24 protein-coding genes and 1 tRNA gene are annotated in these 25179 nt (G+C 65.3%); 16 read left to right on the top strand and 9 right to left on the bottom strand.

All coding sequences use genetic code 11. From position 1 onward, the window contains the following. Positions 1 to 100: 100 nt before the first annotated feature. Both C8J39_RS02330 and C8J39_RS02325 read right to left on the bottom strand, forming a co-directional pair. The gene (locus tag C8J39_RS02330) at positions 101 to 274 is read right to left on the bottom strand and encodes a Flp family type IVb pilin (protein ID WP_056063336.1); all 174 of its coding nucleotides are present in this window, start codon (positions 272 to 274) and stop codon (positions 101 to 103) included. A gap of 126 nt (positions 275 to 400) precedes the next feature. Further along, complete coding sequence (locus tag C8J39_RS02325) at positions 401 to 604, bottom strand: Flp family type IVb pilin (RefSeq protein WP_056062427.1); 204 nt, start codon at positions 602 to 604, stop codon at positions 401 to 403. A gap of 31 nt (positions 605 to 635) precedes the next feature. Between C8J39_RS02325 and C8J39_RS02320 the strand changes: the two genes are divergently transcribed. Continuing rightward, a complete protein-coding gene (locus C8J39_RS02320) occupies positions 636 to 1076 on the top strand; it encodes a (deoxy)nucleoside triphosphate pyrophosphohydrolase (protein WP_404969303.1) in 441 nt (146 codons plus the stop codon). 378 nt (positions 1077 to 1454) lie between these two features. Here the strand turns inward: C8J39_RS02320 and C8J39_RS02315 are convergent, their stop codons facing one another. Next, positions 1455 to 1778, bottom strand: a complete 324-nt coding sequence (locus tag C8J39_RS02315) for a hypothetical protein (RefSeq protein WP_120299141.1) — start codon at positions 1776 to 1778, stop codon at positions 1455 to 1457. Positions 1779 to 2051: 273 nt separating this feature from the next. Here C8J39_RS02315 and C8J39_RS02310 point away from each other — a divergent pair, with 273 nt between their 5' ends. The 4 genes from C8J39_RS02310 (at position 2052) to C8J39_RS02295 (ending at position 3448) form a co-directional block, all read left to right on the top strand. Next, a complete protein-coding gene (locus tag C8J39_RS02310; protein ID WP_120299140.1) occupies positions 2052 to 2456 on the top strand; it encodes a BLUF domain-containing protein in 405 nt (134 codons plus the stop codon). Positions 2457 to 2595: 139 nt separating this feature from the next. Further along, the gene (locus tag C8J39_RS02305; RefSeq protein ID WP_120299139.1) at positions 2596 to 2787 is read left to right on the top strand and encodes a hypothetical protein; all 192 of its coding nucleotides are present in this window, start codon (positions 2596 to 2598) and stop codon (positions 2785 to 2787) included. Further along, a complete protein-coding gene (locus C8J39_RS02300; protein ID WP_082441427.1) occupies positions 2787 to 3014 on the top strand; it encodes a hypothetical protein in 228 nt (75 codons plus the stop codon). The genes C8J39_RS02305 and C8J39_RS02300 overlap by 1 nt, the downstream gene beginning before the upstream one ends. Before the next feature lie 197 nt (positions 3015 to 3211). Further along, complete coding sequence (locus C8J39_RS02295; protein WP_120299138.1) at positions 3212 to 3448, top strand: hypothetical protein; 237 nt, start codon at positions 3212 to 3214, stop codon at positions 3446 to 3448. A 206-nt stretch (positions 3449 to 3654) separates the two neighbouring features. On the opposite strand, the gene C8J39_RS02290 is transcribed toward C8J39_RS02295, so the two are convergent. Both C8J39_RS02290 and C8J39_RS02285 read right to left on the bottom strand, forming a co-directional pair. After that, positions 3655 to 4176, bottom strand: a complete 522-nt coding sequence (locus tag C8J39_RS02290; RefSeq protein ID WP_120299137.1) for a general stress protein — start codon at positions 4174 to 4176, stop codon at positions 3655 to 3657. Between the two features lie 614 nt (positions 4177 to 4790). Next, positions 4791 to 4864, bottom strand: a tRNA-Cys gene (locus C8J39_RS02285). Between the two features lie 244 nt (positions 4865 to 5108). Here C8J39_RS02285 and C8J39_RS02280 point away from each other — a divergent pair. The 6 genes from C8J39_RS02280 to C8J39_RS02255 all read left to right on the top strand — a co-directional run bounded on the left by C8J39_RS02280 (position 5109) and on the right by C8J39_RS02255 (position 14226). Continuing rightward, positions 5109 to 6131: an AraC family transcriptional regulator gene (locus tag C8J39_RS02280; protein WP_120299136.1), complete on the top strand. Its 1023-nt coding sequence runs from the start codon at positions 5109 to 5111 to the stop codon at positions 6129 to 6131. A 343-nt stretch (positions 6132 to 6474) separates the two neighbouring features. After that, entirely contained in the window at positions 6475 to 7128 is a 654-nt protein-coding gene (locus C8J39_RS02275; protein ID WP_120299676.1) for a protein-L-isoaspartate O-methyltransferase, read from the top strand. A 10-nt stretch (positions 7129 to 7138) separates the two neighbouring features. Further along, the gene (locus C8J39_RS02270; RefSeq protein ID WP_120299135.1) at positions 7139 to 8668 is read left to right on the top strand and encodes a TolC family outer membrane protein; all 1530 of its coding nucleotides are present in this window, start codon (positions 7139 to 7141) and stop codon (positions 8666 to 8668) included. A 35-nt stretch (positions 8669 to 8703) separates the two neighbouring features. Then, positions 8704 to 9279 carry a DUF2497 domain-containing protein gene (locus tag C8J39_RS02265; RefSeq protein ID WP_183037922.1) on the top strand — a complete coding sequence of 192 codons (576 nt, stop codon included), beginning with the start codon at positions 8704 to 8706 and terminating at the stop codon, positions 9277 to 9279. 66 nt (positions 9280 to 9345) lie between these two features. Continuing rightward, positions 9346 to 12243, top strand: a complete 2898-nt coding sequence (locus C8J39_RS02260; protein ID WP_120299134.1) for a valine--tRNA ligase — start codon at positions 9346 to 9348, stop codon at positions 12241 to 12243. Between the two features lie 585 nt (positions 12244 to 12828). After that, positions 12829 to 14226, top strand: a complete 1398-nt coding sequence (locus C8J39_RS02255; protein ID WP_404969312.1) for an MATE family efflux transporter — start codon at positions 12829 to 12831, stop codon at positions 14224 to 14226. Between the two features lie 154 nt (positions 14227 to 14380). On the opposite strand, the gene C8J39_RS02250 is transcribed toward C8J39_RS02255, so the two are convergent. From C8J39_RS02250 to C8J39_RS02235, 4 genes are all read right to left on the bottom strand, one after another. Next, the gene (locus C8J39_RS02250) at positions 14381 to 15145 is read right to left on the bottom strand and encodes an NYN domain-containing protein (protein ID WP_120299673.1); all 765 of its coding nucleotides are present in this window, start codon (positions 15143 to 15145) and stop codon (positions 14381 to 14383) included. A gap of 10 nt (positions 15146 to 15155) precedes the next feature. Next, positions 15156 to 15536, bottom strand: coding sequence for a DoxX family protein (locus C8J39_RS02245; RefSeq protein WP_120299133.1), 381 nt, complete (start codon positions 15534 to 15536; stop codon positions 15156 to 15158). 230 nt (positions 15537 to 15766) lie between these two features. Then, positions 15767 to 16243: a transcription elongation factor GreB gene (greB, locus tag C8J39_RS02240; RefSeq protein WP_120299132.1), complete on the bottom strand. Its 477-nt coding sequence runs from the start codon at positions 16241 to 16243 to the stop codon at positions 15767 to 15769. A gap of 90 nt (positions 16244 to 16333) precedes the next feature. Next, positions 16334 to 18319 carry a lytic transglycosylase domain-containing protein gene (locus tag C8J39_RS02235; RefSeq protein WP_404969302.1) on the bottom strand — a complete coding sequence of 662 codons (1986 nt, stop codon included), beginning with the start codon at positions 18317 to 18319 and terminating at the stop codon, positions 16334 to 16336. 102 nt (positions 18320 to 18421) lie between these two features. Here C8J39_RS02235 and dapA point away from each other — a divergent pair, with 102 nt between their 5' ends. From dapA to C8J39_RS02210, 5 genes are all read left to right on the top strand, one after another. Beyond that, a complete protein-coding gene (gene dapA, locus C8J39_RS02230; protein WP_120299130.1) occupies positions 18422 to 19306 on the top strand; it encodes a 4-hydroxy-tetrahydrodipicolinate synthase in 885 nt (294 codons plus the stop codon). A 209-nt stretch (positions 19307 to 19515) separates the two neighbouring features. After that, on the top strand, positions 19516 to 19998 hold the full coding sequence (gene smpB, locus C8J39_RS02225; RefSeq protein ID WP_055879372.1) for an SsrA-binding protein SmpB: 483 nt from the start codon (positions 19516 to 19518) through the stop codon (positions 19996 to 19998). Positions 19999 to 20076: 78 nt separating this feature from the next. Beyond that, positions 20077 to 20562, top strand: a complete 486-nt coding sequence (locus C8J39_RS02220) for a DUF2062 domain-containing protein (RefSeq protein ID WP_107963017.1) — start codon at positions 20077 to 20079, stop codon at positions 20560 to 20562. A 93-nt stretch (positions 20563 to 20655) separates the two neighbouring features. After that, positions 20656 to 22734: a M13 family metallopeptidase gene (locus C8J39_RS02215; RefSeq protein ID WP_120299129.1), complete on the top strand. Its 2079-nt coding sequence runs from the start codon at positions 20656 to 20658 to the stop codon at positions 22732 to 22734. A gap of 120 nt (positions 22735 to 22854) precedes the next feature. After that, positions 22855 to 24900, top strand: a complete 2046-nt coding sequence (locus tag C8J39_RS02210; protein ID WP_120299128.1) for a M13 family metallopeptidase — start codon at positions 22855 to 22857, stop codon at positions 24898 to 24900. Positions 24901 to 25179: the final 279 nt, after the last annotated feature.

Here is a 25179-nt window from a genome sequence, read left to right as displayed (position 1 = left end):
GCCACGCAGAAAGGGCGGCGGAACCGAGGTTCCGCCGCCCTTTGAACTCGCAAGTCGTGCCGGAGAGCGGTCGCGATTGCGCCACTCTCCAGCGCGATGATTACGTGGTCGAGGTGTTCAGCTTGGTCGAGACGTTGTTGAACGTCTTGGTCAGGCTGGTGCCCAGGCCCTGCATCGCGGCGATCGCGGCAACTGCGATCAGCGCGGCGATCAGGCCGTATTCGATTGCGGTCGCACCCTTGGAATTCTTGAAAAACTTGCGGATCGTCTTCATTCCGGTCTCCATCGTTTCGATTGCGTCTGTGTCACCCGGCTGCACCGGACGGACCGGATCAGCGATTTGAGGGATACAAGTGGTTGGTTGAGAAAGGTTTAAGGTTAGCGCCGTTTCTTTTGCGGATCAGCGCGCGTTGGCGACCTTGGAGTTGACGTTGCCCCACATGCCCGTCGTCGTATCGGCAAGCGCGGTGAGGCCGGCGATCATCGCGATCACGACCAGCGCGATGATGAGCCCGTATTCGATCGCGGTCGCCCCCCGTCTTTCGCGCATTACGCGCGCGATCGTTCGGATGACGGCATGCGTCGCGACGGATATAGGGCTCATAGATGCGGTCTAGTCGCGGGGAAATTAAGGAATGACCAACGATCCGTCCGTATCGGGACCGATGCCCGCTGCGCCCTTGCTGCTGCCTGTCGTAGCGGCCGCGTTGGTCGATCTCGAAGGCCGCGTGCTCTTGCAGCAACGTCCGGAAGGCAAGTCGCTCGCGGGTCTGTGGGAGTTCCCCGGTGGCAAGGTCGAGGCCGGTGAGTCTCCCGAGGCGGCGTTGATCCGCGAGCTCGAGGAGGAATTGGCGATCACGGTGCCGCAAGCCTGCCTCGCGCCCGCCACGTTCGCCAGCGCGCCGCTCGGCGATCGCCATTTGCTGTTGTTGCTCTACATCACGCGCAAATGGACCGGCGTGCCGCGCGCGCTCGAAGCGACCGCGTTGCGCTGGGTAAGGCCGAACGAGATGCACGCGCTACCGATGCCCCCTGCCGACCGCCCGTTGATCGGCCTCTTGGATGCGCTGATCTGATTGGGTCGCGCCTTCGATAAGGGGATCCGCCGCAACGCATTCAGATGTCTCGAACAATGCGCCCGACATGCCCGTCCGTTGGTTGATGCGCGGGTATGTCGGCTCGTCGTAATCTTTGGCTCGTCACCAAGGCGGGTCGGCATACTCCGAGTTCAAAAAAGCGCTTGATCCCGGACGCTTGCAGGCGCATGAAATCCGAGCCGGCTACGTCCCAAGACCGTATCCGGCCATCCGGACTGCGGCTCGCGCGCGTTATTCCCTTTTCTCGAGCGAGCCGTTTCCGTCGATCACGGAACACCGATCTCGAACGATCCGGCTCCATGCATCTACTTTCGTCCAACCACCGCGATGCACCGTCGGATTTGACGCTCGCGTTTCTTACCGTACGATCTGATCTCGTCGCACCATGGGACGCAATCTCACGCCCAGGCTGATGACCAGGGGCCAGAATATCGTGTTGCCGATATCCGAAAGCGTGTCGGCCCAGCGCATGCCGTAGTTGAGGTAGTCGAGCGTCTCGTTGCCAAGTTCCGCCAGGACGACGACCAGCAAGGGGATGAGCGTCCCCAACGACCGGCCGCTGACGAGCCGTACGAGCATGAGGATGATGAGCCCGGCATGGATATGGAGGATCGCATCGGGCAGGCCGGTGCCGTCTCCGATCCAGAGAATAACCGAATGATACAGCGCGGGAATATTCATCGCCGGGCAACAGCCGAGATCGGCATCAAAAGCAAGGATGTGGCCGTGTGACGTATTATCTCGAGACTGACGTGATACCGAATAACAGCCATTCGCGCCGTGGTCGATACTCGATTTCTGTCGGCAGCGACCATGTCCGGTGGGTCGGATGACGGTGCGGGGGGCGGCGCTTCTACGGGCGAATGCGCTGATCTGTCCCGATCACACCGCCGCAATTCCTGTTTAATTTGACGTTTAGATTCGGCGGTTACGTCGGACTCGAAGGAGTTCGCGTTGATACGTCTCATCTACATCAGTACCGCCCGCTCCGAGTTGTCGGCGGCTGAGCTCGAGGGTGTGCTGCGCGCGTCGCGGCGTAACAATGCGGCGGTCGGCGTGACGGGCTTGTTGATTGTCGGCGGACGTCGGTTCCTGCAGGCGCTGGAAGGACCGGCGGATGCTGTTGTGCAGACATACGATCGTATCAAGGCCGACGGACGCCACTTCGCCGCCGTGACACTCGACAACCGCCCGATTGCCGAGCGCAGCTTTCCCGACTGGGCAATGGGCCATCAGCCTGGCAGACCCTTGCGCGGTGACGGTGCAGTTGCAGACGATGTGGCTAGGCTGATCGCGCCGATCGCCGATCCCACCATGCACGCGTATTTTGCGGAGTTCGCCAAGAAGCACGCCGCCTGAAGCACTCGATGCCGGCGGCTTAAGATTGCATGCGCCGCGCCAAGCCATCGATCTCTAGGTCTGCCTTATCTACGATCCGTAGTCATGACGTGGCTCCGTACCGCCCGTTGTGCGTTTGAGCGCAACGAAGGAGACGGACATGGTAGCGAGAGAGAAGATCACGGACGGTGCGAACGAGCGCGCCATCGACGAACCGATTGCCGGCACGGCTTCTGGCATTCCCGATGACGCACTCTTGCCGGGCGAAGAGCTGCCGGAGGAGCCGAAAGACGAAGAAGTAGCGCGAGTCGCGCAGAAACTAGGCGCGCCAACGCCGACGGAGGCATTGTGATGTCCGACGACGCGACACAGACCCGCCAGCGCGAGATTGCCACGGAGCATCTGCTGTTCAAACTCATGGAATATGTCGAAGCGCGGCACGCCGGGCTCCTCGACTTCATGGAACAGAGCCTCGACCACCTCGGCGATCCGGCGACTGACGGTACCAAGGACGACGAAGCCGTTCGCAAGATCGCAAAGGGCATGATTGTCGGCGCGCGCAAACAGGGTGTGAACTAGGCGCACGCTAAGTTGAATTGGGAGATGTCGGTCGCCCGTGCCGGGGGACCGCATTTCCGACCGCAGCTTTCCTTTGGGCTTATCGGGTTGCCGGTCGTGGCCTGTATTTAGCAAACCTGATCCAGTTTGATTCGTAAGAACATTGCAGGAACATCAATCCGATGCGATGAGCGTTCCAACGATTCGAGGACACGATCATGGCCGATTACGACGACGACCAGCGGGAGCCGAAGCCCGCATTTGGCAAGTGGCTGCTGACACAGCGCGACCGCGGCGATTGGGTCGACGGTATCGCCGACGCGGCGCGTGCGGATCGGACCTTTCCCAAGAACGGCGATCCGGAGGCGGTGCGCGCACATTTGCGCAAGCAGCAGGCCGACGGTGACGCCTTCGCCGCGATCGACGATGCCGAGAGCGATTGGATGGCCGTCTAAACGGTGCTGGTCGTCATGCGGCGGTTCGGTGGGGCCGTATCGGCGGCAGTATCGGATAGGGTCGTCGATACGTCAGGAGTTGGCCCGAGGGCGCAAGAATGCGTCTGGAGCAGGGTAGGATGACCGATCTATTAAGTTCGAACTGAAAGGGGCGTCCCGTTACCGGAACGCCCCTTTAGCTATGTCGGCGTTGAAGACGTTGGCGATTACGCCATCGAAACCTTCGTCCGCGTCGACGTGTGCCCACCCGAGCGATAGAGGACGTCGGCGGCATCTTCAGCATTGATCCCGGCAGCGCTGGTATCGACGGAAACGAACACGCCGCCTTCATTAATGCGGCCTTCATAATAGCTGGCATCGACGCGGCTGACACCGTGATCGGTCATAACCTTCTCCAGCCCGCCAACGGCGCCACCGAGCGCGGCGCCCGTGATCGCAGCGCCTGGGATGGCCGCGGATGCAATCGCGCCAGCGGCGACGAGGGGGCCTACTCCCGGAATGGCAAGGGCTGCGATGCCGAGCAGCGTGCCGATGCCTGCGCCGGCCGCGACCTTGCCGACGAACTCCTGGGTATCGCCGTTGCCGTCCGTGGTGGTGTTCTTGCCGTCATGCTGGGCAACGATGGAGATCGCGTTGTCGTTGATCCCGGCCGCGCGAAGTTCGGATACGGCGCGCTCGGCGTCTGCATGATTATCGAAAACCGCGGATACCAGGTTCGTGCTCATCATCAGTTCCAGTCTGGGACAGGTTGTAGATGAGCGTAGAAGCCGCATCGAAGGCCTAACGTTCCGGAAAATGAGAGTTAGCGGCACGTTAACTTCGAATGGTGCGGGTAAGGTGGCCGACTAGAATCGCGTCTCTGGGTCGAACGGACAGAGGGTTCAGCGATCGTGCTTACAGAAAGTAACGCGATTGCTGACAGGATATCGAAGCCTATTGGTAGCCGCCGTTTTCCTCACGCTCCTTGGCGGCGTCCTCCTGTACCTTTTCCATCTCCTCTGCCTCTTCGGCGGGGGTTGAGTCGTCGGTTTTCGGATCGTCGATCATGGTCATCTCCTCGCCGGTTCAACGCGCGGCAAAGCTTTTGGGGGCAGCCATGGTTTCTGAACGTCATTCAGGCAGCGGCACGAACAAGAGGCAAACTTTGCGGTTCATCCAGATCGAGACGCCGCTGCGGACAATGCTCCGCTGGGGCTGCCGGTCCTGGATGCCGGAGGCCCGGTAATTTAAACAACAAGGGTCATGACGTCGCTGTCTGGACGATCACCCCCGCCACCAGGGTGGGGGCCGGCATTTCTCATTACGAAATCTTGGGCAGCCCGAGATCAAAACCGGCATTCACTGGAGGCCCGACCGGGAATCGAACCCGGGTGCGAGGATTTGCAGTCCTCTACGTCACCACTCCGCCATCGGGCCCCGATTGCGTGAAGGCGGCGCAAATGCTTCGTTTTTCCGCCGCGGTCAACCGGCAGTTGCGGTCTGCAGCGGAATAATCCGCCGGGACCGGATCGCCGTGTCGCCATGCAGGGTTTCCGTCCGACATTATCGGGATGGTCCCCCTATGGCGCTTCGCGCGTGGACCCGTATCGTGACTCGCGCATGAAAGCGTCTCTGCTTAAGGTTAAGTGCAAGGACGTTAATGGCTTTTAGGGGCGGGCGCTTGAAGACGGACAGGATTGCAGGCGGCACGAATACGACGGGTGTCGATGACGAGGTGTTCGCGATGCCGTCCGGCATGGCAATCCGGTATGACCGGCCCACCGCCGCGCTCGCCGACTATATCACCGGCTATCACGTCTATCGAACCGACACGGGTAGCGAAGCGGGGCAGGTCGACTGGTTCCTGCCGGCGACCGCCAACGTGCGGATCGCGATCGATGCCGGGCCGATCGCGGTATCGATCGGTCGGCGGACCTACGACCCGCTGCCTGTGGCGAGCCTGTTCGGGCCGACCAACCAGGCGTTGAAGGCGGTGACGCATGGCGGCGTGATGATCGGCTTCGGGATCAGCGCGCTGGGATGGGCGCGATTGTTTCGGCGATCGGCCGGCGATTTCCGCAACCGCATCGTGCCGCTGGAAGACGTGCTCGGGAAGGCCTTCACGCGCGACTTGGTGGCTGCCTTGCAGAATGCCCCGGACGATGCGGCCGTCGCGCCGATCCTTGATGCGATGCTGCTGGCGCGGCTGGGGGCGCCGCATGCCGATGCGCCGCAGATCCGGCAATTGATGGAGATACTCGCGAGCGACGGACCGACCGACATCGCGTCCGTCGCCGCACAGCTCGACATACCGACGCACGCGCTGCGGCGATTGTCGGTGCGCCATTTCGGATTTCCGCCCAAGATGCTGCTGTTGCGCGCGCGGTTCCTGCGGTCGTTCGTCCGGTTGATGATGGCCGGGGGCGAGGCGGACTATGCGACGATCGATCGCTCCTATTTCGATGCGTCGCATTTCCTCCGCGATTCGGCGACGTTCCTGGGAATGACCCCGCGGCGTTTCATGGCGCTGACCAAGCCGTTCCTGAAGGCAAGCCTGCGGGCGCGGAATGCAGTGCTGGGATCGCCGACGCAGGTGCTGCACGACATCGAAAAGGCGCCGGCGCGCGATGCGCAGCCGCGCGACTCGACCCGCGCGACGCAACAGCGGGTCATTTCGCGGGACGGTTCCGCGATCGGGTGCTAGGGACAGGCGCAGAGGTGTTGCCGGGATTTCTCGTGCGCCCTCGACGCCCCGTTCGCGGCATCTCGGTGTCACACGGGCGGGCGGGGCGTCTCCCGGTCCCCCGCAGGCCCGCCGCCGACGCCCCTGTGAATCGTGGCGAAATCCGACCAACCGATGCTTGGCGTCGCCGCGCCCACGCGATAACAGACGCAACATATCCGGCCGCGCGATATCGGAGCGATCCGAAACAAGTGTATTGCGTGGCTAAAACAGTTGTGCGACAGGATGCGCCATGACGACGACGACTCTCGATACTCCTTCGCTCGCAGCCGATACCCATGAGATCGGCGGGACTACCGTGTCCATGGCTCCCGCAACGTTCGACACGATGCGTCACGCGATGGTGGCGAGCCAGTTGCGCACCAACGCGGTCAACGACCAGCGTGTCGTCGCGGCGATGGCACGGGTGCCGCGCGAGGCGTTCATGCCCGCCGACGTCCGCGCGCTCGCCTACCGCGACGCGACGATCCCGCTGGGTGGCGGGCGTTACGCCAATCTGCCGATGGCGACCGGCCGTTTGCTCACCGAAGCCTATCTGACCGCGACCGACCGCGTCCTGCTGATCGGTGCCGCGACCGGCTATACCGCGGCGGTGCTGGCCGAGATCGTCGGCTCGGTCGTCGCGGTCGAGAGCGATCCTGCCTTGCTGGCGATCGCCCGGAAGGCGCTTGCCGGAACCGGTAACGTCGAACTCGTCGAGGCACCGATGCAGGACGGCCACGCCGCCGGCGCGCCCTATGACGTGCTGATCGTCGATGGGGCGATCGAGACCGTGCCCGACGCGTTGATCGCCCAGGTCAAGTCGGGCGGTCGTGTGACCGCAGGGATCGCCGAGCGTGGACTGACCCGGCTCGCATCGGGACGCAAGACCGATGGCGGGTTTGCGCTCTCGGCGTTCGTCGATGTCGAATGCGTGAGCCTGCCCGGCTTCGACGCCCCCAAACCCTTCCGGTTCTGAGCAGAAAACCATGGCCCGCGCCGCACTTCTCCGCAGTCTGCTCCTGAGTGTTGCGCTGACGTATAGCGCTGCACCACTCCATGCGGATACGCTGCGAGAGGCGCTGGTCAAGGCGTACAACACCAACCCGACGATCACGGCGCAGCGCGCTACCCTGCGCGCGACGGATGAGAACGTGCCGATCGCCCGCGCGGCGGGGCTGCCGTCGGCTAACGCGACCGGCGATCTCACCGAATTCCTCGTCACTGGTCAGAACAACTTCCTCGCGCCGCCGCGTCAGGGCGTTGCGCGAGCGAACGTGTCGGTGCCGCTGTACCAGGGCGGGCAGGTCCGCAATTCGGTTGCCGCGGCAAAGACCCGTGTCGAGGGTGGCCGCGCGACGCTGCGGAGTACCGAAGCCGATTTGTTCACCAACGTCGTCGCGGCGTACATGGACGTGATCCGCGACGAGGCGATCGTCGGCTTGAACACGCAGAACGTCCGCGTTCTCGACGTCAACCTCCAGGCCAGCCGCGACCGTTTCCAGGTCGGCGACCTGACCCGGACCGACGTGGCCCAGTCCGAAGCGCGGCTCGCGCTTGCCCGCGCGCAGCTTCAGTCCGCACAAGCCAATCTGATATCCAGCCGCGAAAGCTATATCCAGTTCGTCGGGACACCGCCTGGCACGCTCGACACGCCACCGACGTTGCCGCATCTGCCCGACAGTCCGGCCTCGGCCGTGACCGTCGCGATCGACAACAACCCAGTGCTGATCGCCGCCGCCAAGGAGCGGGACGCGAGCCGCTACGACGTCGGCGTCGCCCGCGCGAGCCGGCTTCCGCAGATCAGTGCGGTCGGGGGCGCGAGCTACACCAACTATCTTGGCTCGATCGCGTCGGTGCCCGGCGGCGTCAACGGCATCCCCAACGCCAACAAGGCGGTGCAGGCCGGGCTGTCTTTGACGCTGCCGCTGTTCCAGGGCGGGCGCCCCGCCGCGCAGGTTCGCCAGGCCGAGGCGTACCAGTCGCGCGCGATCGAGAACGTCACCGCGACCGAGCGCAACGTCATCGCGCAGGCGCGCTCCGCCTTTGCCATCTGGCGCTCGTCGGAACAGGTGATCCAGTCGTCCGAAACCGCGGTCAACGCCAACAAGCTCAGCCTCGAAGGCGTTCGCGCGGAGAACAGCGTCGGCACGCGCACGATCCTCGACATCCTCAACGCCGAGCAGGAATTGCTCAACAGCCAGGTCACGCTCGTGACCGCGCGGCGCGATGCGTATGTCGCAGGCTTCGCGCTGCTGGCGGCCATGGGCCAGGCCGAGGCGCGCGACCTTGGGCTCGACGGCGGCGTGCTCTACGATCCGGTCGCGAACTACAACCGCGTCCGCCACAAGATTTGGGATTTCGGCGGCGACGGCGAGCCCGTGCCGATCGCCACCCGCACCGCGCAGTCGCCCGCGCAGAACGCCACGGTCCAGGCGCAGTACGACCCGTTGCTCGATACGCCGGTTGACAGGAACCCCGCCTTGACGACAGGTAAGGATGCGCCGAGCCGCCAATAGGGGCGCGCGGGGCTACGGGGTTTGGGATGGTCCGGATGGGGGATGTCAACGGCGAGCCGTCGATGGAGGAAATCCTCTCGTCGATCAAACGCATCATCGCGGAAGAGGGCGATACGCCCGGCCGGTCGCGTCGCCCTGCGCGCGCGACGTCCGCACCGGTCGATCTCGATCCCGCCTATTTCGACGACGACCACGACGACGACGAGATTCTCGAACTGAGCGACCCCATGCCCGATCGTACGCCGCGTCCGCCCAAGTCCCCGGTGCTCAGCGCCGCCGATACCTCGCCCGAACCACGCCACGCCGCGCCGCAAATGACGCCCCAGATGACATCGCCAAAGCCCGCGCCGAGTGCCAAGCCGCAGCCGGCCACCGATGCCGCGGCCGAGCCGATCGTCTCGCGCCACACCGCCGCTGCAACGCGCGCGCCGCTCGAGGCGTTGACGCGGATGATGGTAAAACCCGAGACAGGCAATGACGGCACGCTTGAGGGTCTGGTGCGCGAAATGCTCCGCCCGATGCTGCGCGAGTGGATCGACGCCAACCTTCCCAACATGGTCGAGGACATGGTCTCGCGCGAAATCGCCAAGATCATGAACCAGCAGCCCTAGGCTCTCAAGTCACGGGCGCGGACGCGAGGCTGGTTTCCTCGCGTCGCGCTCGCTAAGGCTCGCCGCATGAGCGAGCTTCCCAAAACCTTCGACCCGGCCTCCATCGAATCGCGCTGGTATGCGCATTGGGAGGCGAGCGGCCAGTTCCGCCCCGACCGTCCGAACGCCGAGCCGTGGACGATCGTCAACCCGCCGCCCAACGTCACGGGCTCGCTGCACATTGGCCACGCGCTCGACAACACGCTGCAGGACATCCTCACGCGCCACGCGCGCCTGAAGGGCAAGGATGCATTGTGGGTGGTCGGCACCGATCACGCCGGCATCGCGACGCAGATGGTGGTCGAACGCCAGATGGGCGCGCTGACCCCGCCGCAGAAGCGCACCGACCTGACGCGCGAGGAGTTCGTCGCGAAGGTCTGGGCGTGGAAGGAAGAGAGCGGCGGCGAGATCACGCAGCAGCTTCGTCGGCTCGGCTGCTCGATGGACTGGGCGAACGAGCGCTTCACGATGGATGAGGGCTTCTCGAAGGCCGTCCTCAAAGTGTTCGTCGACCTGCACAAGCAGGGCCTCCTCTACCGCGACAAGCGTCTCGTGAACTGGGATCCGGGCCTCGGCACCGCGATCAGCGACCTCGAGGTCGAGACGCGCGAGATCAAGGGCAGCTTCTGGCACCTCCGCTATCCGCTCGAAGACGGATCGGGCTTCATCGAGGTCGCGACCACGCGGCCCGAGACGATGCTCGCCGACATGGCGGTGGCGGTGAACGGCGCGGATGAGCGCTACACCGCGATGATCGGCAAGCAGGTGAAGCTGCCGATCACCGGACGCCTGATCCCGATCATCGCCGACGACCATGCCGATCCGGAGCTGGGTTCGGGCGCGGTGAAGATCACGCCTGGCCACGACTTCAACGATTTCGAGGTCGGCAAGCGGGCAGGGATGGCCGCCGGATCGATGCTCAACATGCTCGATGCGAAGGCGCGGGTGGTGCAGGTTTCGGACGGGCTGATCCCGGCCGAGCTGCTCGGGCTGACGACCGCGGAGGCGCGGAAAGCCGTGGTCGCGCGACTGAAGGACGAAGGCTTCCTGATCCCGCATGTCGACAAAGACGGTGAAGAGCACGACGCCGAACCGCGCACGATCCAGACGCCATATGGCGACCGTTCGGGCGTGGTGATCGAGCCGTGGCTGACCGACCAATGGTATGTCGATGCGAAGACGCTCGCCCAGCCGGCGATCGAAGCGGTCCAGACCGGCGCGATCGATATCGTCCCGAAGACCTGGGAGAAGACGTTCTTCAACTGGATGGACAACATCCAGCCCTGGTGCGTGTCGCGCCAGTTGTGGTGGGGGCACCAGATTCCGGCGTGGTTCGGCTCGGACGGTACGCCGTATGTGGCCGAAACCGAGGCGGAAGCGCAGGCTCTGGCAGGAGAAGGCGTGAGCCTCACGCGAGACCCGGACGTCCTCGATACGTGGTTCTCGTCCGCCCTCTGGCCTTTCGCAACGCTTGGTTGGGACGGTTCTTCCCCCCTCCCGCAAGCGGGAGGGGCCGGGGGTGGGCACGCGCTCACCTCGAACGCTACGCCGGAAGGCGAGCGCGAGCCCACCCCTCAATCCCCTCCCGCAAGCGGGCGGGGAGGCCAATTAGGCGGGCGCTACCCGAACGACGTGCTCATTTCCGGCTTCGACATCCTGTTCTTCTGGAACGCGCGGATGATGATGCAGGGGCTGCACTTCATGAAGGACGTGCCGTTCCGCACGCTCTATCTGCACGGCCTCGTCCGTGCGGCGGACGGCGCGAAGATGTCGAAGTCGAAGGGCAACGTCGTCAACCCGCTCGGGTTGATCGACACCTACGGCGCCGACGCGCTGCGCTTCTTCATGGCGGCGATGGAAAGCCAGGGCCGCGACATCAAGATGGATGAGAAGCGCGTCGAGGGCTATCGCAACTTCGCCACCAAGCTGTGGAACGCGGCGCGGTTCGCACAGGCCAACGGCATCGTCGCCAGCACCAATCTGGAGGCACCGCGCGCGAACCTCGCGGTCAACAAATGGATCATCGCCGAGACGATCGCGACCGTCCAGACGGTCGACCTCGCGCTCGCCGACTACCGCTTCGACGGCGCCGCCAACGCGATCTATCAGTTCGCGTGGAGCCGCTTCTGTGACTGGTATCTCGAACTCATCAAGCCGCAGATGGTCGGCGACGAGCGCGGCGTCATCGACGATGAATCGAAGGCGGTAGCAGGCTGGGTGCTCGACCAGATCCTGGTCCTGCTCCACCCGTTCATGCCGTTCATCACCGAGGAACTGTGGCACGCGATGGGCCCGCGCAATCACGACCTGATCGTCGCGCAATGGCCAATGGCGGACGCGCGCGCGCTCGATCCCGAGGCGAGCAAGGAGGTCGACTGGCTGATCCGACTCGTTCAGGAAATCCGCACCGCGCGGAATGAGACGAATGTACCACCGGGTGCAAGAACCGACTTGATGGTACTTACAACGCCCTATGCTGGGTATTCTGCGGACGCACCTCCTGCTGTGCCCACTGAACTGATCCAGCGGATCGAAAGACTGCGTGCTCCGCTTCGACGTCTCGCCCGAATTGATAACGCAGTGTTTATAAATACTGGGACTGAGATTGATTTGGATACGGGTGAGCATCTTGATCGCACTCGTGAGCAAACAAGCGCCAAGGTGTTGGGTCCACAGATTGTCGTCGACGATGTAACGTTCATCCTCCCTCTTGAGGGTGTGATCGACATCGACGCTGAGCGCGCCCGCCTGACCAAGGCCATCGCGGCGGCGGAGAAGGAGCGCGATGCGCTGTCGGGCCGCTTGGGCAACGCCAGCTTCGTCGAACGCGCCAAGCCCGAAGCGGTGGAAAAGGCCAAGGCCGACCACGCCGACAAGGCCGCCGAGGCTGCGCGATTGCAAGCGGCACTGGGACGCTTGGGCTGACCTGCTCCCCTCCCGCCTGCGGGAGGGGTTGGGGGAGGGGCGTGCCTCAAAAGCCGGACGCCAGTACGTACGTCCCGCCCTCCCCTGACCCCTCCCGCGAGCGGGAGGGGAATGTGTGCCGTACCGCCGTCTCACTCAAACCCAACCCGTCACCCCAGCGAAAGCTGGGGTATCCCAGTAAGTAACTACACCGGCCGGCCGATAACGGGATACCCCAGCTTTCGCTCGGGTGACGGTTCGGGAGGGGCGGCTCTACTGCGTAGGGTATGTCCCTGCCATCTTGTTCTCCCGCGAAGGCGGAAGCCCAGTCTGGGTCCCCGCCTTCGCGGGGAAACATAGCGCACTAGGTTCGGAGCGGGGGACCTACCAGCTTGTCCCGACGTTCACTCCGCGGCTAGGCGTACGACAGATAGGGGCGCGTGTGTTCATCCGGTTGATGCCGGACCGGGTCCGGCATGACGGAGTGACTGTGTGAGCGATCTGCAATCCGATCGGCAGCGTGGTGGCGCCCCCGACTTTTCCAATACCAGTCCCCCCGACCGCCCCCGCGGCAAGCCAGGCCAACGCGACCTCACCACCGGCCACATCGGCCGCACGCTCCTCGCCTTCGCGCTGCCGACACTCGGCTCGAACATCCTCCAGTCTCTCAACGGCTCGATCAACGCGATCTGGGTCGGGCGCTACCTCGGCGAAGGCGCGCTCGCCGCCACCTCGAACGCCAACATCATCATGTTCCTGACCTTCGGCGCGGTGTTCGGGTTCGGCATGGCCGCGACGATCCTGGTCGGCCAGAGCTTCGGCCGCCAAGATCTGGAGGGCGCGCGCCGGGCGTTCGGCTCCGCGGTCGGTTTGGTCCTCGGCGGGGCGATCGTGATCGCTGCGCTCGGCTGGGTGTTCGCGCCCGAGATCCTTCACTTGCTCGCCACCCCCGGCGACGCGATGCCGCTCGCGCTCGCGTACCTCCGCGTGATCTTCCTCGGGCTGCCCGCGTCGATGATGATGGTGCTGCTGATGATGGGCCTGCGTGGGACCGGCGATTCGATGACGCCGCTGTGGTTCATGCTGCTCAGCGCGATCCTCGACAGCGGGCTCAACCCGCTGCTGATCGCCGGTATCGGTCCGTTCCCGCAGATGGGAATCGCCGGTTCGGCAATGGCGACGTTGGTCGCGAGCCACGTCTCCCTGCTCGGGCTGATCGTTTACATCTACAAGCGCGACCTGCCGCTGAGGCTACGCGGCAACGAACTCCGCTACCTCATCCCCGAGCGTGCGCTGACTGGGACGATCGTCCGGAAAGGCCTGCCGATGGGCGCGCAGATGCTCGTCATGTCGACCGCCGGCCTCGCGATGGTCGGGCTGGTCAACCGGCTCGGCGTCGATACCGCGGCGGCCTACGCGGTGTCGCAGCAGTTGTGGACCTATATCCAGATGCCCGCGCTGGCGATCGGCGCGGCGGTCAGTTCGATGGCGGCGCAGAATATTGGAGCTGGCCGCTGGGACCGGGTCGGCGACATCACGAAATACGGCCTGCTCTTCAACGTCGCGCTGACGGGCGCGATGGTCGCCGTCGTGCTGCTGTTCGATCGTCCGGTCATGACGCTGTTCATCGGCGGCGCGAGCCCCGCGCTGCCGATCGCGCGGCATATCCAGCTGATCGCGAGCTGGAACTTCATCCTGTTCGGCATGACGATGGTGCTGTTCTCGACGGTGCGCGCGAACGGGGCCGTGATCGCGCCGCTGATCGCACTGATCGTCGCGCTGTATCCGGTGCGGATCGGCTTCGCGCTGCTCGCGAAACCGTGGCTCGGGGCGGATGCGTTGTGGTGGAGCTTTCCGCTGGGATCGCTCGCGACGCTGGCGATCGCCGCGTGGTATTACCGCTACGGCAACTGGCGGAAGGGTGCGCTGGTGGTGCCCGACGACAGCGAGGAACAGGCGCACGGGATGAGCGAACCGGGCGGCCGGTTGCAGCCGACCGGTTAAGGCGCTCGACCTAAACTACCACCCCGGCGAAGGCCGGGGCCCAATTGGGGAACGACGGTGGCAGAGGCCAGCGCTTCGTTACTACGACCTTTCCAATTGGGCCCCGGCCTTCGCCGGGGTGGTGCACGCACGCAATGGTAGTTGTCGACGGGGCCTACCGCAGCCGTTTCACGAACGAACGCCCACCTTCGCGGCGCTCGTGCTGGAAGTTCGGGATCGTCTCGATCAGGTCCGACAGGCGGTTGAACCCGTAGTTGCGCGCGTCGAAGCTCGACCGGTTCCCTGCCAGCTGCCCCAGTTCGGCGACGCTCGCATAGCCCTTCTCGTCCCGCTTCACCGCATTGTACGCGTCGATCAGCAGCTTGATCACCTGCTCGTCGATCGGCTGCGCGGTCTTCGGCCGAGCGACCGGCGCGGGTGTAGCGGGCTTCTCGCCAGCCACCGGAGCAGGTGTCGGCGTGGGCATAGCCTGCGACGTCTCGTTCAGCGCCCCCACATCGATGAACCGCGTGCACGCCTGGCGGAAACCTTCCGGCGTGCGGCTGGTGCCGAAGCCGTACACCGGGATACCGTCCTGGCGGATACGCGTCGCGAGCGGCATGAAGTCGCTGTCCGACGACATGATCCCGAAGCCGTCGATGCGCCCGCGGAACAAGAGGTCCATCGCGTCGATCGTCATCTTCATGTCGGTCGCGTTCTTGCCCTTGGTCAGGTCGAACTGCTGCTGCGGCTCGATGCCGTGCTTGATCGACATGTCGCTCCACGCCTTCAGCGCGGGCTTCGACCAGTTGCCATAGACCCGCCGGACGTTGACCGTGCCGAGCTCGGCGAGGACGGTCAGTACCGGGTCGAGGGTCGCCGCGGACGCATTGTCCGCGTCGATCAGGAGGGCGACGTTGCGCGTTGTGGTATCGATCATGCGCGCAAGGTTAGCCGCGCCCGCGCTGCGCGTCCACGCTCCACGCGCCGCCACCGGCCGCGGCGAGGTACAGGAAGACGAAGCAGTAGAGCACCGCCGCCTCGCCGCCATTGGCGATCGGGAAGGGGCCCTTCGGCATGTGCGCCATGAAATACGCGACCGCCGACATGCCCGACAGCACGAACGCCACCGGCCGCGTGAACAGGCCGACGATCAGCAGCCCGCCACCGACGACTTCGAGCGCGCCGGCAACCGTCAGCAGCGGGTTCATCGGCATCGGGAAGGGGGGCAGGCCGAAGAATTTCGAGATGCCGTGGCTGAAGAACACCAGCGCGACGACGATGCGCATGACGCTGAGCAGGCGGGCGGACCAGGTGGCGGGTATCGGCATGGGGTATCCTCGAGTGTCGTTGCGTGGGCGAAACGTCACACGGGGGCGGCGCGAGGTCAATTCGCGTAGATCGAAACGGATCGTTGACGGGCAACTCACGATCCTCCCCCGCCAGGGGGAGGTGGCACCGCAGGTGACGGAGGGGGAGGACACGGAACAGCGGTTTCCCTTACCTCCCCCTCCGTCTGGCAAGCGCCAGCCACCTCCCCCTGGCGGGGAAGGATCGCGAATTACGGATAGGCGATCGCCATCACCTCATACTCGCGCTCCCCAGCGGGCAAATCCACTCGTCGCACATCGCCGATCGCAGCGCCGCGCAAGGCGCGTGCGAATGGCGAGTTCCAGCCGATCCGCCCGTTGCTCGCGTCGGTCTCGTCGTCGCCTACTAAAGTCAGGACCCGCTCGACGTCATTCTCGTCCGCAACCGTCACGCACGCACCGAACCAGACGCGCGAGCGGTCTTCCTGCACCGCCGGGTCGACGACCTTGGCCGCCTTCATCCGCTTCGACAGCCAGCCGAGCCGCCGGTCGATCTCGCGCAGGCGCTTGCGGCCGTAGATGTAATCGCCGTTCTCGGACCGGTCGCCGTTGCCTGCCGCCCAGGAGATGACTTCGACCAGCTTCGGCCGTTCGCCAGCGAGCAGGTGCTCATATTCCTCGCGAAGAATCGTGTAGCCGGCGGGGGTGATGTAGTTGGGGCGATCCATGCGGCGCCCTACCATGTTCTCCCGCGAAGGCGGGAGCCCAGTCTGGGCTCCCGCCTTCGCGGGAGAACAATCTTATGAGGTAGCGAGACCTCAACCCGGCCGGTTCTTCCCCAGATACCACGACAACCGAGCCGCCCCCCGGCTCTTCGCCCGCGCAGGGTTCATCAAATCGTACACCACCGCATTCTCCAGCACGCGCTGCACGTAATTGCGCGTCTCCTGGTACGGGATCGCCTCGACCCAATCGACCATGTCCACAGCCCCGGTCCGCGGATCGCCGTTCGCGCGGAGCCATTTGTTCACGTTGCCGCCGCCCGCATTATACGCCGCCACCGCCAGCGGATAACTGCCGTAATTGGCATACACCCGCTGGAAATAGCTGGACCCGAGCATGATCGACATGTTCGGATCGGTCGTCAGCGCCGCCTGGTTATACGCGAGGCCGATCTTCCCCGACTGCTCGCGCGCGGTCGCCGGCATCAGCTGCATCAGCCCGCGCGCGCCGGCGTGGCTCACCGCGGCGCGATCGAACTGGCTCTCCTGCCGCGAGATCGCGTGGATGATCGTCCAGTTATCCTCATACCCCGCCGGCACCGACACCATCGGGAAACCGACCGCGGAATAATCGCTGAGCCCGTTCGCCAGTGCACTCCGCCCGACCATCACGCCGAGATCGGGGCGGTTGATGCTCTTCGACAATTCGGCGGCGAGCAAGTGATCGGTATCGGTCGTCGCGTCCGCCGCGATCTGACGGACGAACGCGGTCTGGTCCTGCCAGTCGCCGATCTGCCCGAGGAACTTGACCGCACGCACCGTCTCGCGCCGATCGAACGCCGCGCGCGTCGCCGGATCGATCGCCACCGAAGCGACCGAGGGCGGCGCCACCAGCGCCCGACCGGTCCGCTCGTTCGCCAGCTGGCCGTAATACTGATCGCGGTACCCCGCTGCCTGGCCGTAGAACGCCGCCGCCTGAGGCGCCAAGCCAGCCGCCTCCGCCGCACGCCCCGCCCAGTAATACCCCTTCGACCGCACCTGCGGCGAACGAGAGCCTCGCGCATACCGGTCGAACAGCGTCATCGCGTCCGCCGGTCGCCCGAGCTGCTTCATCGCCACTCGTCCGCCGAGCCAGGCGAGGTTGGTATATTCGTCGCGCTCGGCATAGGATTTCGCTGCGATGTCCGCGCCAAACGGATACGCATCGTCGATCTGCCGCGCGATGTCGTAGGCCACCTGATATTGCCCGTCGTTCGCCGCGCCGTTCGCGTTGGTGACGAGCACCTCATACCACTCGGCGGCGTTGCCCGGCCGCGTCACCAACGACCGAGGCCGCGCCAGCCACGCGCGCGCCGACGGGCTCGCGCCGGAATTGCGCAACCACTGCGCCCGGTCCGCGACATAGCCCGCGTCGTTCGCATACAAGGTCTGCGTCGAAGCCGAGATATCCGACGCGTTCGGTGCATTCGTCCGGAACGCGAGCCGCGCCTCGAAGATCGGCCGCCGCGCCGCGCTCGTCCAGACCAGTTGCCGCTGCGCCGCGCCGGTCTGGCCCGCCCACAACAGCGCATCCATCCGCGCATCCTGATCGTCCGGCGTCAGCGCACCCGGAAAGCCCGACACGACCATCGCCTCGTCGGTCGGCGTCAGTCCGCTGCTCCGCCACGCCGTCCGCACCGCCGCATACGCCTGATCCCGCGCGCCAGACGCCTGCAAAGCCCGCGCATACGCGACACCGCCCGACGCGGACTGCGGCGGATAGCGACGGAAAAACGCGACGACGCTGGTCGGCGAGCCCATAGAAGCCTTGCGCTCCGCCGCACGCCGGTTGGCCGTCTCGTTAGGCCAGCCCGGATGTGCCATCAGGAAGCCCGCATAGCTGTCGAACGGCAGCGCATCGGTCTGCTGCAACGCCCGCCACTGCGCGATGGTGGAGGCGATCGCGCCGTCCGTCGCCATCGGCTGCGCGTTGGGGCCCATATTGGCCAATTGCGTGCTGTAGCGATCCAGCGTCTGCTGCCCGCCTCCCGACGCGGCGACCGTCCCCGCCACGACTGCAAGGAGAAGGCTCGTTTTAAACATCGATGCTACCATGTGGACAGCATACGCCCCGAACCCGTATCTGTCCTGAACGAAATCCGGATTTTGCAAGACATCCGGCGCAACAGGACCGCAGGCCACCGCATGTTTTCAGGATCTATTCCGGCGCTCGTCACGCCGTTCGCCGCCGACGGCAGCTTCGACGAACTCGCCTATCGCGATTTCGTCGAGTGGCAGATCGCCGAGGGCTCTTGGGGGCTGGTCGCATGCGGGACGACCGGCGAGGCGGCGACCTTGTCGTACGACGAGCATTTCCACGTGGTCCGCGTCTGCGTCGACCAAGCGAAAGGCCGCGTGCCCGTCATCGCCGGTGCAGGCTCGAACGACACGCGTGTCGCTTCCGCGAACCTGCGCGCCGCAAAGGACGCCGGTGCAGATGCCGCGCTGATGGTCCCGCCTTATTACAACCGGCCGGGGCAGGAGGGCATCTTCCGCCATTTCGAGGCCCTCGCGCAGACGACCCCGTTGCCGATCATCCTCTACAACGTCCCCGCGCGGACGGTGACGGACATCCAGCCCGCGACCTTGGCCCGGATCGTCGCGGCGTTCCCGGACGTGTTCGTCGGGGTCAAGGATGCCAGCGGCGTGCTCGCCCGTGTGTCGCAGCACCGTGCGTCATGCGGCCCGGATTTCTGCCAGCTGTCGGGCAATGACGACCTCGCGCTGGCGTTCAACGTCATGGGCGGCACAGGCTGCATCTCGGTAAGCGCCAACGTCGCGCCCAAGCTCTGCGCCGAGTTCCAGGCGGCGTGCCAGGCCGGCGATTTCGTCAAGGCGCTGGCCTATCAGGATCAGCTCTATCCGTTGCACGAAGCGCTGTTCACCGACGCGTCGCCCGGCCCGGTGAAGTACGCGATGACGAAGGTGCGGGCGGGCTTCCCAGAGACGCTCCGCCTGCCGATGACCCCCGCCGGTGAGGCCTCGCGCGCCGCGGTCGACGCAGCGCTCGAACACGCCCGCCTCATCTAAGCAGGCCACAACGGCCCCCCCTCCCTGGAAGGGAGGGGCAGGGGGTGGGTCGGCCAGTTCGAGCTACGACGGTTCGGATATGCGGAACCCGACCCACCCCCAACCCCTCCCTTCCAGGGAGGGACGAAAGAAGGCGAGGGGGCCGGACTGATAAGAAGTCGCCACCACCGCTTCCCCTAAGCCCTCCGACCTCCTACATCGCGCGTCCCATGGCACGTCCCAAACCCCCGACCTTCGAGAAGACCAAGATCGTCGCCGAGAACCGGCGCGCGCGGTATGATTATTATATCGAGCAGGTGTTCGAGGCGGGCATCGCGCTCACCGGCACCGAGGTGAAGGCGCTGCGCGGCGGCGAGGGATCGATCGCCGAGGCCTATGCCGAGGTGAAGGGCAAGAACGTCGTCCTGGTCAATTCGAACATTCCCGAATTCAGCCACGGCAACCGCTTCAATCACGAGCCCAAGCGCCCCCGCAAGCTGCTGCTCCACGAGCGCGAGATCAACAAGATGTTCGGTGCGGTCGCGCGCCAGGGCATGACGCTCGTCCCGCTGATGATCTACTTCAATTCGAAGGGCCGTGCGAAGATCGAACTGGCGCTCGCCAAGGGCAAGCAGAACCACGACAAGCGCGATTCGGTGAAGGAACAGGACTGGAAGCGCGAGCAGGGCCGGATCATGCGGGATCGCGGATAGCCTGTGTCGAAGGCGCCGGGCAGTATCTTCGGGCGCCTCGCGGCGTGGTCGCATCGCAACTTGCCGACCCGCGAATCGATGGAGCGCAACCGTCTTCTCCGCCCCGTCGCGCACCGCGTGCTCGCGCCCGAGCTCTGGCGCTTCACCCGTCGCTCGGTCCCGCGCGGCGTCGCGCTCGGGATGGTCGCGGGCATCCTGATCCCGGTCGCGCAGACGCCGGTCGCCGCGATCTTCGCATTGCCGTTCCGCGCCAACGTGCCGACCGCGGCGCTGACCACCTTCATAACCAACCCGCTGACCACGCCGCCGCTTTGGATCGCCGCCTATTGGATCGGCTCTTCGCTGCTCCGCCTCGACGCGCACGTCCCCGGGCAGCCCGTCGCGGATGCGGCTGCCCGCACCGAATGGATCCCGTGGCTGATGCAGGCTGGCCCCGCCACCGCGCTCGGCCTGCTGGTCATCACGGTCGTCTGTTCGGTTGGGGGCTATGCGCTTAGCGCGCTCGGCTGGCGGTTGTGGATCGCGCGCAAGTGGCGCAATCGCCACGACAATCGCGGATCGTAACAATCGTCACTAATATTGACCTACCCGAATTGACGGACCGTCCTATCGGCGTAGAACACACCGCATCCTGAAGATCTTTCTCCGAGGTTCTTGATGCGTAAGTCGATTGTTACCGTGATCCTGCTCGCGTCCGCCGCATCGGCTTTCGCGCAGACGCAAACGGGGCCGAACACCCCGTCGCCGACCCTCGCCAAGGCTGCGAAGGGCCCTGTTGCCGCCAAGGATGCCAACAAGCCGCAGATCGGCGACTTCGGCTTCGACATGGCCGGCCGCGATACCAGTGTGACGCCGGGCACCGACTTTTTCGATTACGCGAACGGCGGCTGGGTGAAGACCACGCCGATCCCCGCCGATCGCTCGTCCTACGGCATGTTCCACGTCCTGCAGGACCTGTCGCTCGAACGCACCCGCACGATCCTCGACGTCTCCGCCAAGACGCCCGGCGACAAGGTCGGCGATTTCTACTCCAGCTTCATGGACGAGGCTGCGGTCAACGCGAAGGGCGCTACCCCCGTCAAGCCAATGCTCGCCGCGCTCAAGGCGACCAAGGACAAGACCGCACTCGTCACCGAGATCGCCAAGCTCCAGCGCCAGGGCGTCGGCGGCCTCGTCGGCGTCGGCGTGCAGCAGGACGACAAGGATCCGACCACCTATGTCGTGAGCCTCGGCCAGAGCGGCATCGGTCTCCCCGACCGCGACTATTACCTCAAGGAAGACGCGAAGCTCGCGACGATCCGCACCGCGTACCAGGCGTATCTCACGCGCATGCTGACGCTCGCCGCCGAGCCGAACGCCGCCGCTCGCGCTGCTGCCGTCTTCAACATGGAGAAGGGCCTCGCGACCGCGCACTGGACGCGGATCGAAAGCCGCGACGCCGACAAGACCTACAACAAATGGACCGCCGCCGACTTCGCCGCGAAGGCGCCGGGCTTCCCCTGGGCGCAGTACATGACCGCGATGGGCGTCACCGGCCGTCCGTTCTACCTCGTCGCGCAGCCGAGCGCGTTGACCGGCGAGGCGAAGGTCTTCGCCGACACGCCGATCAACGTGTTGCAGGACTATGCGATGCTTAAGGTGCTGCGTTCGTATGCGCCGTATCTGTCGAGCGATTTCGACAAGACCAACTTCGCGTTCTACGGCACCACGCTGTCCGGCACGCCCGAGCAGCAGGTCCGCTGGAAGCGCGGTGTCACGACCGTGTCGGGCGCGATGGGCGAGGCGATCGGCCAGCAATATGTCGCCAAGTATTTCCCGCCCGCGTCAAAGGCGGCCGCCGACGACCTCGTCAAGAACGTCATCGCGGCGATGGGCGAGCGCCTCCGGAACCTCGAATGGATGGCGCCCGAGACCAAGACCAAGGCGCTCGCCAAGCTTGCCGCCTTCACCCCGAAGATCGGTTATCCGGACAAGTGGCGCGATTATTCGGCGCTCCAGATCCAGCGCGGCGATCTCGTCGGTAACGTGTCGCGCGCCAACGCGTTCGAATATGATCGCGACCTGAAGAAGCTGGGCCAGCCGATCGATCGGGCTGAGTGGTTCATGACGCCGATGACGATCAACGCCTACGCCAACCCGACGATGAACGAGGTCGTCTTCCCGGCCGCGATCCTGCAACCGCCGTTCTTCGATCCGAAGGCGGACCCGGCGGTCAATTACGGCGGCATCGGCGCGGTGATCGGTCACGAGATCAGCCATCACTTCGACGACCAGGGCCGCAAATACGACCTGAACGGCAAGCTCACCGACTGGTGGACGCCGCAGGACGTCGCGCGCTTCAAGGTGTTCACCGACGCGCTCGTGAAGCAGTACGACGCGTATGAACCGCTCCCCGGCCAGCACATCCAGGGCGGCCTGACGCTCGGCGAGAACATCGCCGACTTGGCGGGCCTCACGGTCGCGTACGACGCGTATCACAAATCGCTCGGCGGCAAGCAGGCGCCGATCATCGACGGCACGACCGGCGACCAGCGTTTCTATTACGGCTGGGCCGGCGTCTGGCGCACCAAGTTCCGCGACGCCGCGCTACAGCAGACGCTCTTGTCCGACCCGCATTCGCCGGGCCACCAGCGCGTCCTGACGGTCCGCAACCTCGACCCCTGGTACGCCGCGTTCGGCGCCAAGCCGGGCGAGGCCAGCTACCTCGCCCCCGCCAACCGCGTCCGCATCTGGTAATCAACACCGCCCAACAGAGCCCCGTCATCCTGGGCTCGACCCAGGATCCAGAGCCACGCAGGTAACGCTGTGGGCTCTGGATCCTGACTTTCGTCAGGATGACGAAGTCTGGAGAGAAACATGAAGTCCTTCATCGTCGCCGGCCTACTCGCCGCCACCGCCATCACCGGCGTCACCGCCGCCATCTCGCAAACCTCTGAACCCAAGCCCGCTCCCGCAGCCCCGACCGGCGCGCAATACGGGACGTTCGGCTTCGACGAGAAGGGCATGGACAAGACCGTTCAGCCCGGCGACGACTTCTACACCTTCGCCAACGGCAACTGGGCGAAGACCAACCCGATCCCCGCGGACAAGTCGAACTACGGCTCGTTCAATCTCCTCTCCGACCTGTCCGAGACGCGCACCCGCGGTATCCTCGACACCGCCGCGAAGGACCCGAACTCGAAGATCGGCCGCGCCTACGCCACCTTCCTTGACACCGGAACGATCGAAGGCAAGGGCCTCGCGCCGATCAAGCCGTGGCTCTCCAAGATCGCCGCGCTGAACGACCGCGCCGGCTATCCCGCCCTCCTCGCCGAAGCAGACCGCGCCGGGATCGGCGGCCCGTTCGGCGCCGGCGTCGGTCAGGACGACAAGCTCCCCGAACAATACGCGCTCTCGCTCGGCCAGTCCGGCCTCGGCCTGCCCGACCGCGATTATTACCTCAGCACCGACGCCAAGCTGGTCGAAGCGCGCAACGCCTACCGGGCTCACATCGTCAAGATGCTGACCCTCGCCGGCGAACCCAATGCCGAGGCGCGCGCCACCGCACTGCTCGCGTTCGAGACCGAGATCGCCAAGGTCAGCTGGACCCGCGTCGACAGCCGCGACGCCACCAAGACCTATAACAAGATGACCGTCGCCGACCTCGCCAAGCGCGCGCCCGGCTTCGATTTCGTCGCGTATTTCAAGGGTATCGGCACGCCCGTCCCGACCGTCATCGTCGCGCAGCCCTCCGCGATCACCGGCATCGCCAAGCTCGTCTCGACCGCGCCGATCGGCGTGCTGAAAGACCAGCTGATCCTGCGCTCGCTCGACGGCTATGCCGACGTCCTCCCCAAGGCCTTCGACGCCGAACAGTTCGCGTTCTACGGCACCGTCCTCGGCGGCACGCCCGAGCAGGAGGCCCGCTGGAAGCGCGGCGTCCAGTTCACCTCCGGCGCGCTCGATGACGAGGTCAGCAAGCTCTACGTCGCGCAGTATTTCCCGCCCGAGACCAAGGCCGCGGCGGACAAGCTCGTCAAGAACGTCCTCGCCGCGATGGGCCGCCGGATCGACAAGCTCGAATGGATGGCGCCCGAGACCAAGGTGAAGGCGCACGCCAAGCTCGCCGCCTTCACCCCCAAGATCGGCTATCCGAGCCAGTGGAAGGATTTCTCCGGTCTGACGATCACCTCGGGCGATGCGTTCGGCAACGAATGGCGCGCGAACGAATGGCAGCACCAGGATAATATTTCCAAGCTCGGCAAGCCGTTGCAGCGTTGGGAATGGGGCATGACGCCGATGACGGTGAACGCCTACGCCAATTTCGGCATGGTTGAGATCGTCTTCCCCGCCGCGATCCTGCAACCGCCGTTCTTCGATCCGAAGGCCGACGACGCGGTCAACTACGGCGGCATCGGCGCGGTGATCGGCCATGAGTTGAGCCATCATTTCGACGACCAGGGCTCGAAATACGATGCGAAGGGCCAGCTTACCGACTGGTGGACGGCCAAGGACATCGCCGGCTTCAAGGCGCTCACCGGCAAGCTCGGTGCGCAGTATGACGCCTACGAACCGCTCCCCGGCATGCACGTGAAGGGCCAGCTGACGATGGGCGAGAACATCGCCGATCTCGCCGGCCTCACGGTCGCGTACGACGCCTACCACACCGCGCTCGGCGGCAAGACTGCGCCCGTCCTCGACGGCTACACCGGCGATCAGCGCTTCTATCTCGGTTGGGCGCAGGTCTGGCGTCGCAACTACCGCGAAGCCAACCTTCGCAACCGGTTGCTGACCGATCCTCACTCGCCGTCGCAGCAGCGCGCGTGGGTCGTGCGCAACCTCGACCCCTGGTACGCGGCGTACAAGCCGACCGCCGGACAGAAGCTGTACCTCACGCCGGAGCAGCGCGTTCGGATCTGGTAAGAGTTTCCCTTGGGATAGCGGGCGGAGCGGAAACTGGGCGCGCCTTTCTGAGGAAAGCGCTCAAGTCAGCCCAACCCCCAACGGTCTCCCCTCCCTGAAAGGGAGGGGCAGGGGGTGGGTAGGCCGCTTGGAGAGCACGCCGTCCACGAACGGGCCGACCCACCCCCAACCCCTCCCTTCCAGGGAGGGGAGCAACTTTACCCTAGGCACAACAACCACCCCGGCGAAGGCCGGTGCCCAATTGGGGGACGGTTCTGACGATGGACGGCGCTTCGTTAC

This window comes from Sphingomonas sp. PP-CC-1A-547 (assembly GCF_003610375.1).
Lineage (GTDB): Bacteria > Pseudomonadota > Alphaproteobacteria > Sphingomonadales > Sphingomonadaceae > Sphingomonas.
Note: the sequence above shows the minus strand (reverse complement) of the source record. Positions and strands in the feature narration are given on the sequence as shown.

Bases quoted from the DNA above. Each gene is read 5' to 3' on its own strand.
- C8J39_RS02330 (WP_056063336.1), bottom strand. From the start codon at position 274: ATGAAGACGATCCGCAAGTTTTTCAAGAATTCCAAGGGTGCGACCGCA.
- C8J39_RS02325 (WP_056062427.1), bottom strand. From the start codon at position 604: ATGAGCCCTATATCCGTCGCGACGCATGCCGTCATCCGAACGATCGCG.
- C8J39_RS02320 (WP_404969303.1), top strand. From the start codon at position 636: ATGACCAACGATCCGTCCGTATCGGGACCGATGCCCGCTGCGCCCTTG.
- C8J39_RS02315 (WP_120299141.1), bottom strand. From the start codon at position 1,778: ATGAATATTCCCGCGCTGTATCATTCGGTTATTCTCTGGATCGGAGAC.
- C8J39_RS02305 (WP_120299139.1), top strand. From the start codon at position 2,596: ATGGTAGCGAGAGAGAAGATCACGGACGGTGCGAACGAGCGCGCCATC.
- C8J39_RS02300 (WP_082441427.1), top strand. From the start codon at position 2,787: ATGTCCGACGACGCGACACAGACCCGCCAGCGCGAGATTGCCACGGAG.
- C8J39_RS02295 (WP_120299138.1), top strand. From the start codon at position 3,212: ATGGCCGATTACGACGACGACCAGCGGGAGCCGAAGCCCGCATTTGGC.
- C8J39_RS02290 (WP_120299137.1), bottom strand. From the start codon at position 4,176: ATGATGAGCACGAACCTGGTATCCGCGGTTTTCGATAATCATGCAGAC.
- C8J39_RS02275 (WP_120299676.1), top strand. From the start codon at position 6,475: ATGGCTCCCGCAACGTTCGACACGATGCGTCACGCGATGGTGGCGAGC.
- C8J39_RS02270 (WP_120299135.1), top strand. From the start codon at position 7,139: ATGGCCCGCGCCGCACTTCTCCGCAGTCTGCTCCTGAGTGTTGCGCTG.
- C8J39_RS02265 (WP_183037922.1), top strand. From the start codon at position 8,704: ATGGGGGATGTCAACGGCGAGCCGTCGATGGAGGAAATCCTCTCGTCG.
- C8J39_RS02260 (WP_120299134.1), top strand. From the start codon at position 9,346: ATGAGCGAGCTTCCCAAAACCTTCGACCCGGCCTCCATCGAATCGCGC.
- C8J39_RS02250 (WP_120299673.1), bottom strand. From the start codon at position 15,145: ATGATCGATACCACAACGCGCAACGTCGCCCTCCTGATCGACGCGGAC.
- C8J39_RS02245 (WP_120299133.1), bottom strand. From the start codon at position 15,536: ATGCCGATACCCGCCACCTGGTCCGCCCGCCTGCTCAGCGTCATGCGC.
- greB (WP_120299132.1), bottom strand. From the start codon at position 16,243: ATGGATCGCCCCAACTACATCACCCCCGCCGGCTACACGATTCTTCGC.
- C8J39_RS02235 (WP_404969302.1), bottom strand. From the start codon at position 18,319: ATGTTTAAAACGAGCCTTCTCCTTGCAGTCGTGGCGGGGACGGTCGCC.
- dapA (WP_120299130.1), top strand. From the start codon at position 18,422: ATGTTTTCAGGATCTATTCCGGCGCTCGTCACGCCGTTCGCCGCCGAC.
- smpB (WP_055879372.1), top strand. From the start codon at position 19,516: ATGGCACGTCCCAAACCCCCGACCTTCGAGAAGACCAAGATCGTCGCC.
- C8J39_RS02220 (WP_107963017.1), top strand. From the start codon at position 20,077: ATGGAGCGCAACCGTCTTCTCCGCCCCGTCGCGCACCGCGTGCTCGCG.
- C8J39_RS02215 (WP_120299129.1), top strand. From the start codon at position 20,656: ATGCGTAAGTCGATTGTTACCGTGATCCTGCTCGCGTCCGCCGCATCG.
- C8J39_RS02210 (WP_120299128.1), top strand. From the start codon at position 22,855: ATGAAGTCCTTCATCGTCGCCGGCCTACTCGCCGCCACCGCCATCACC.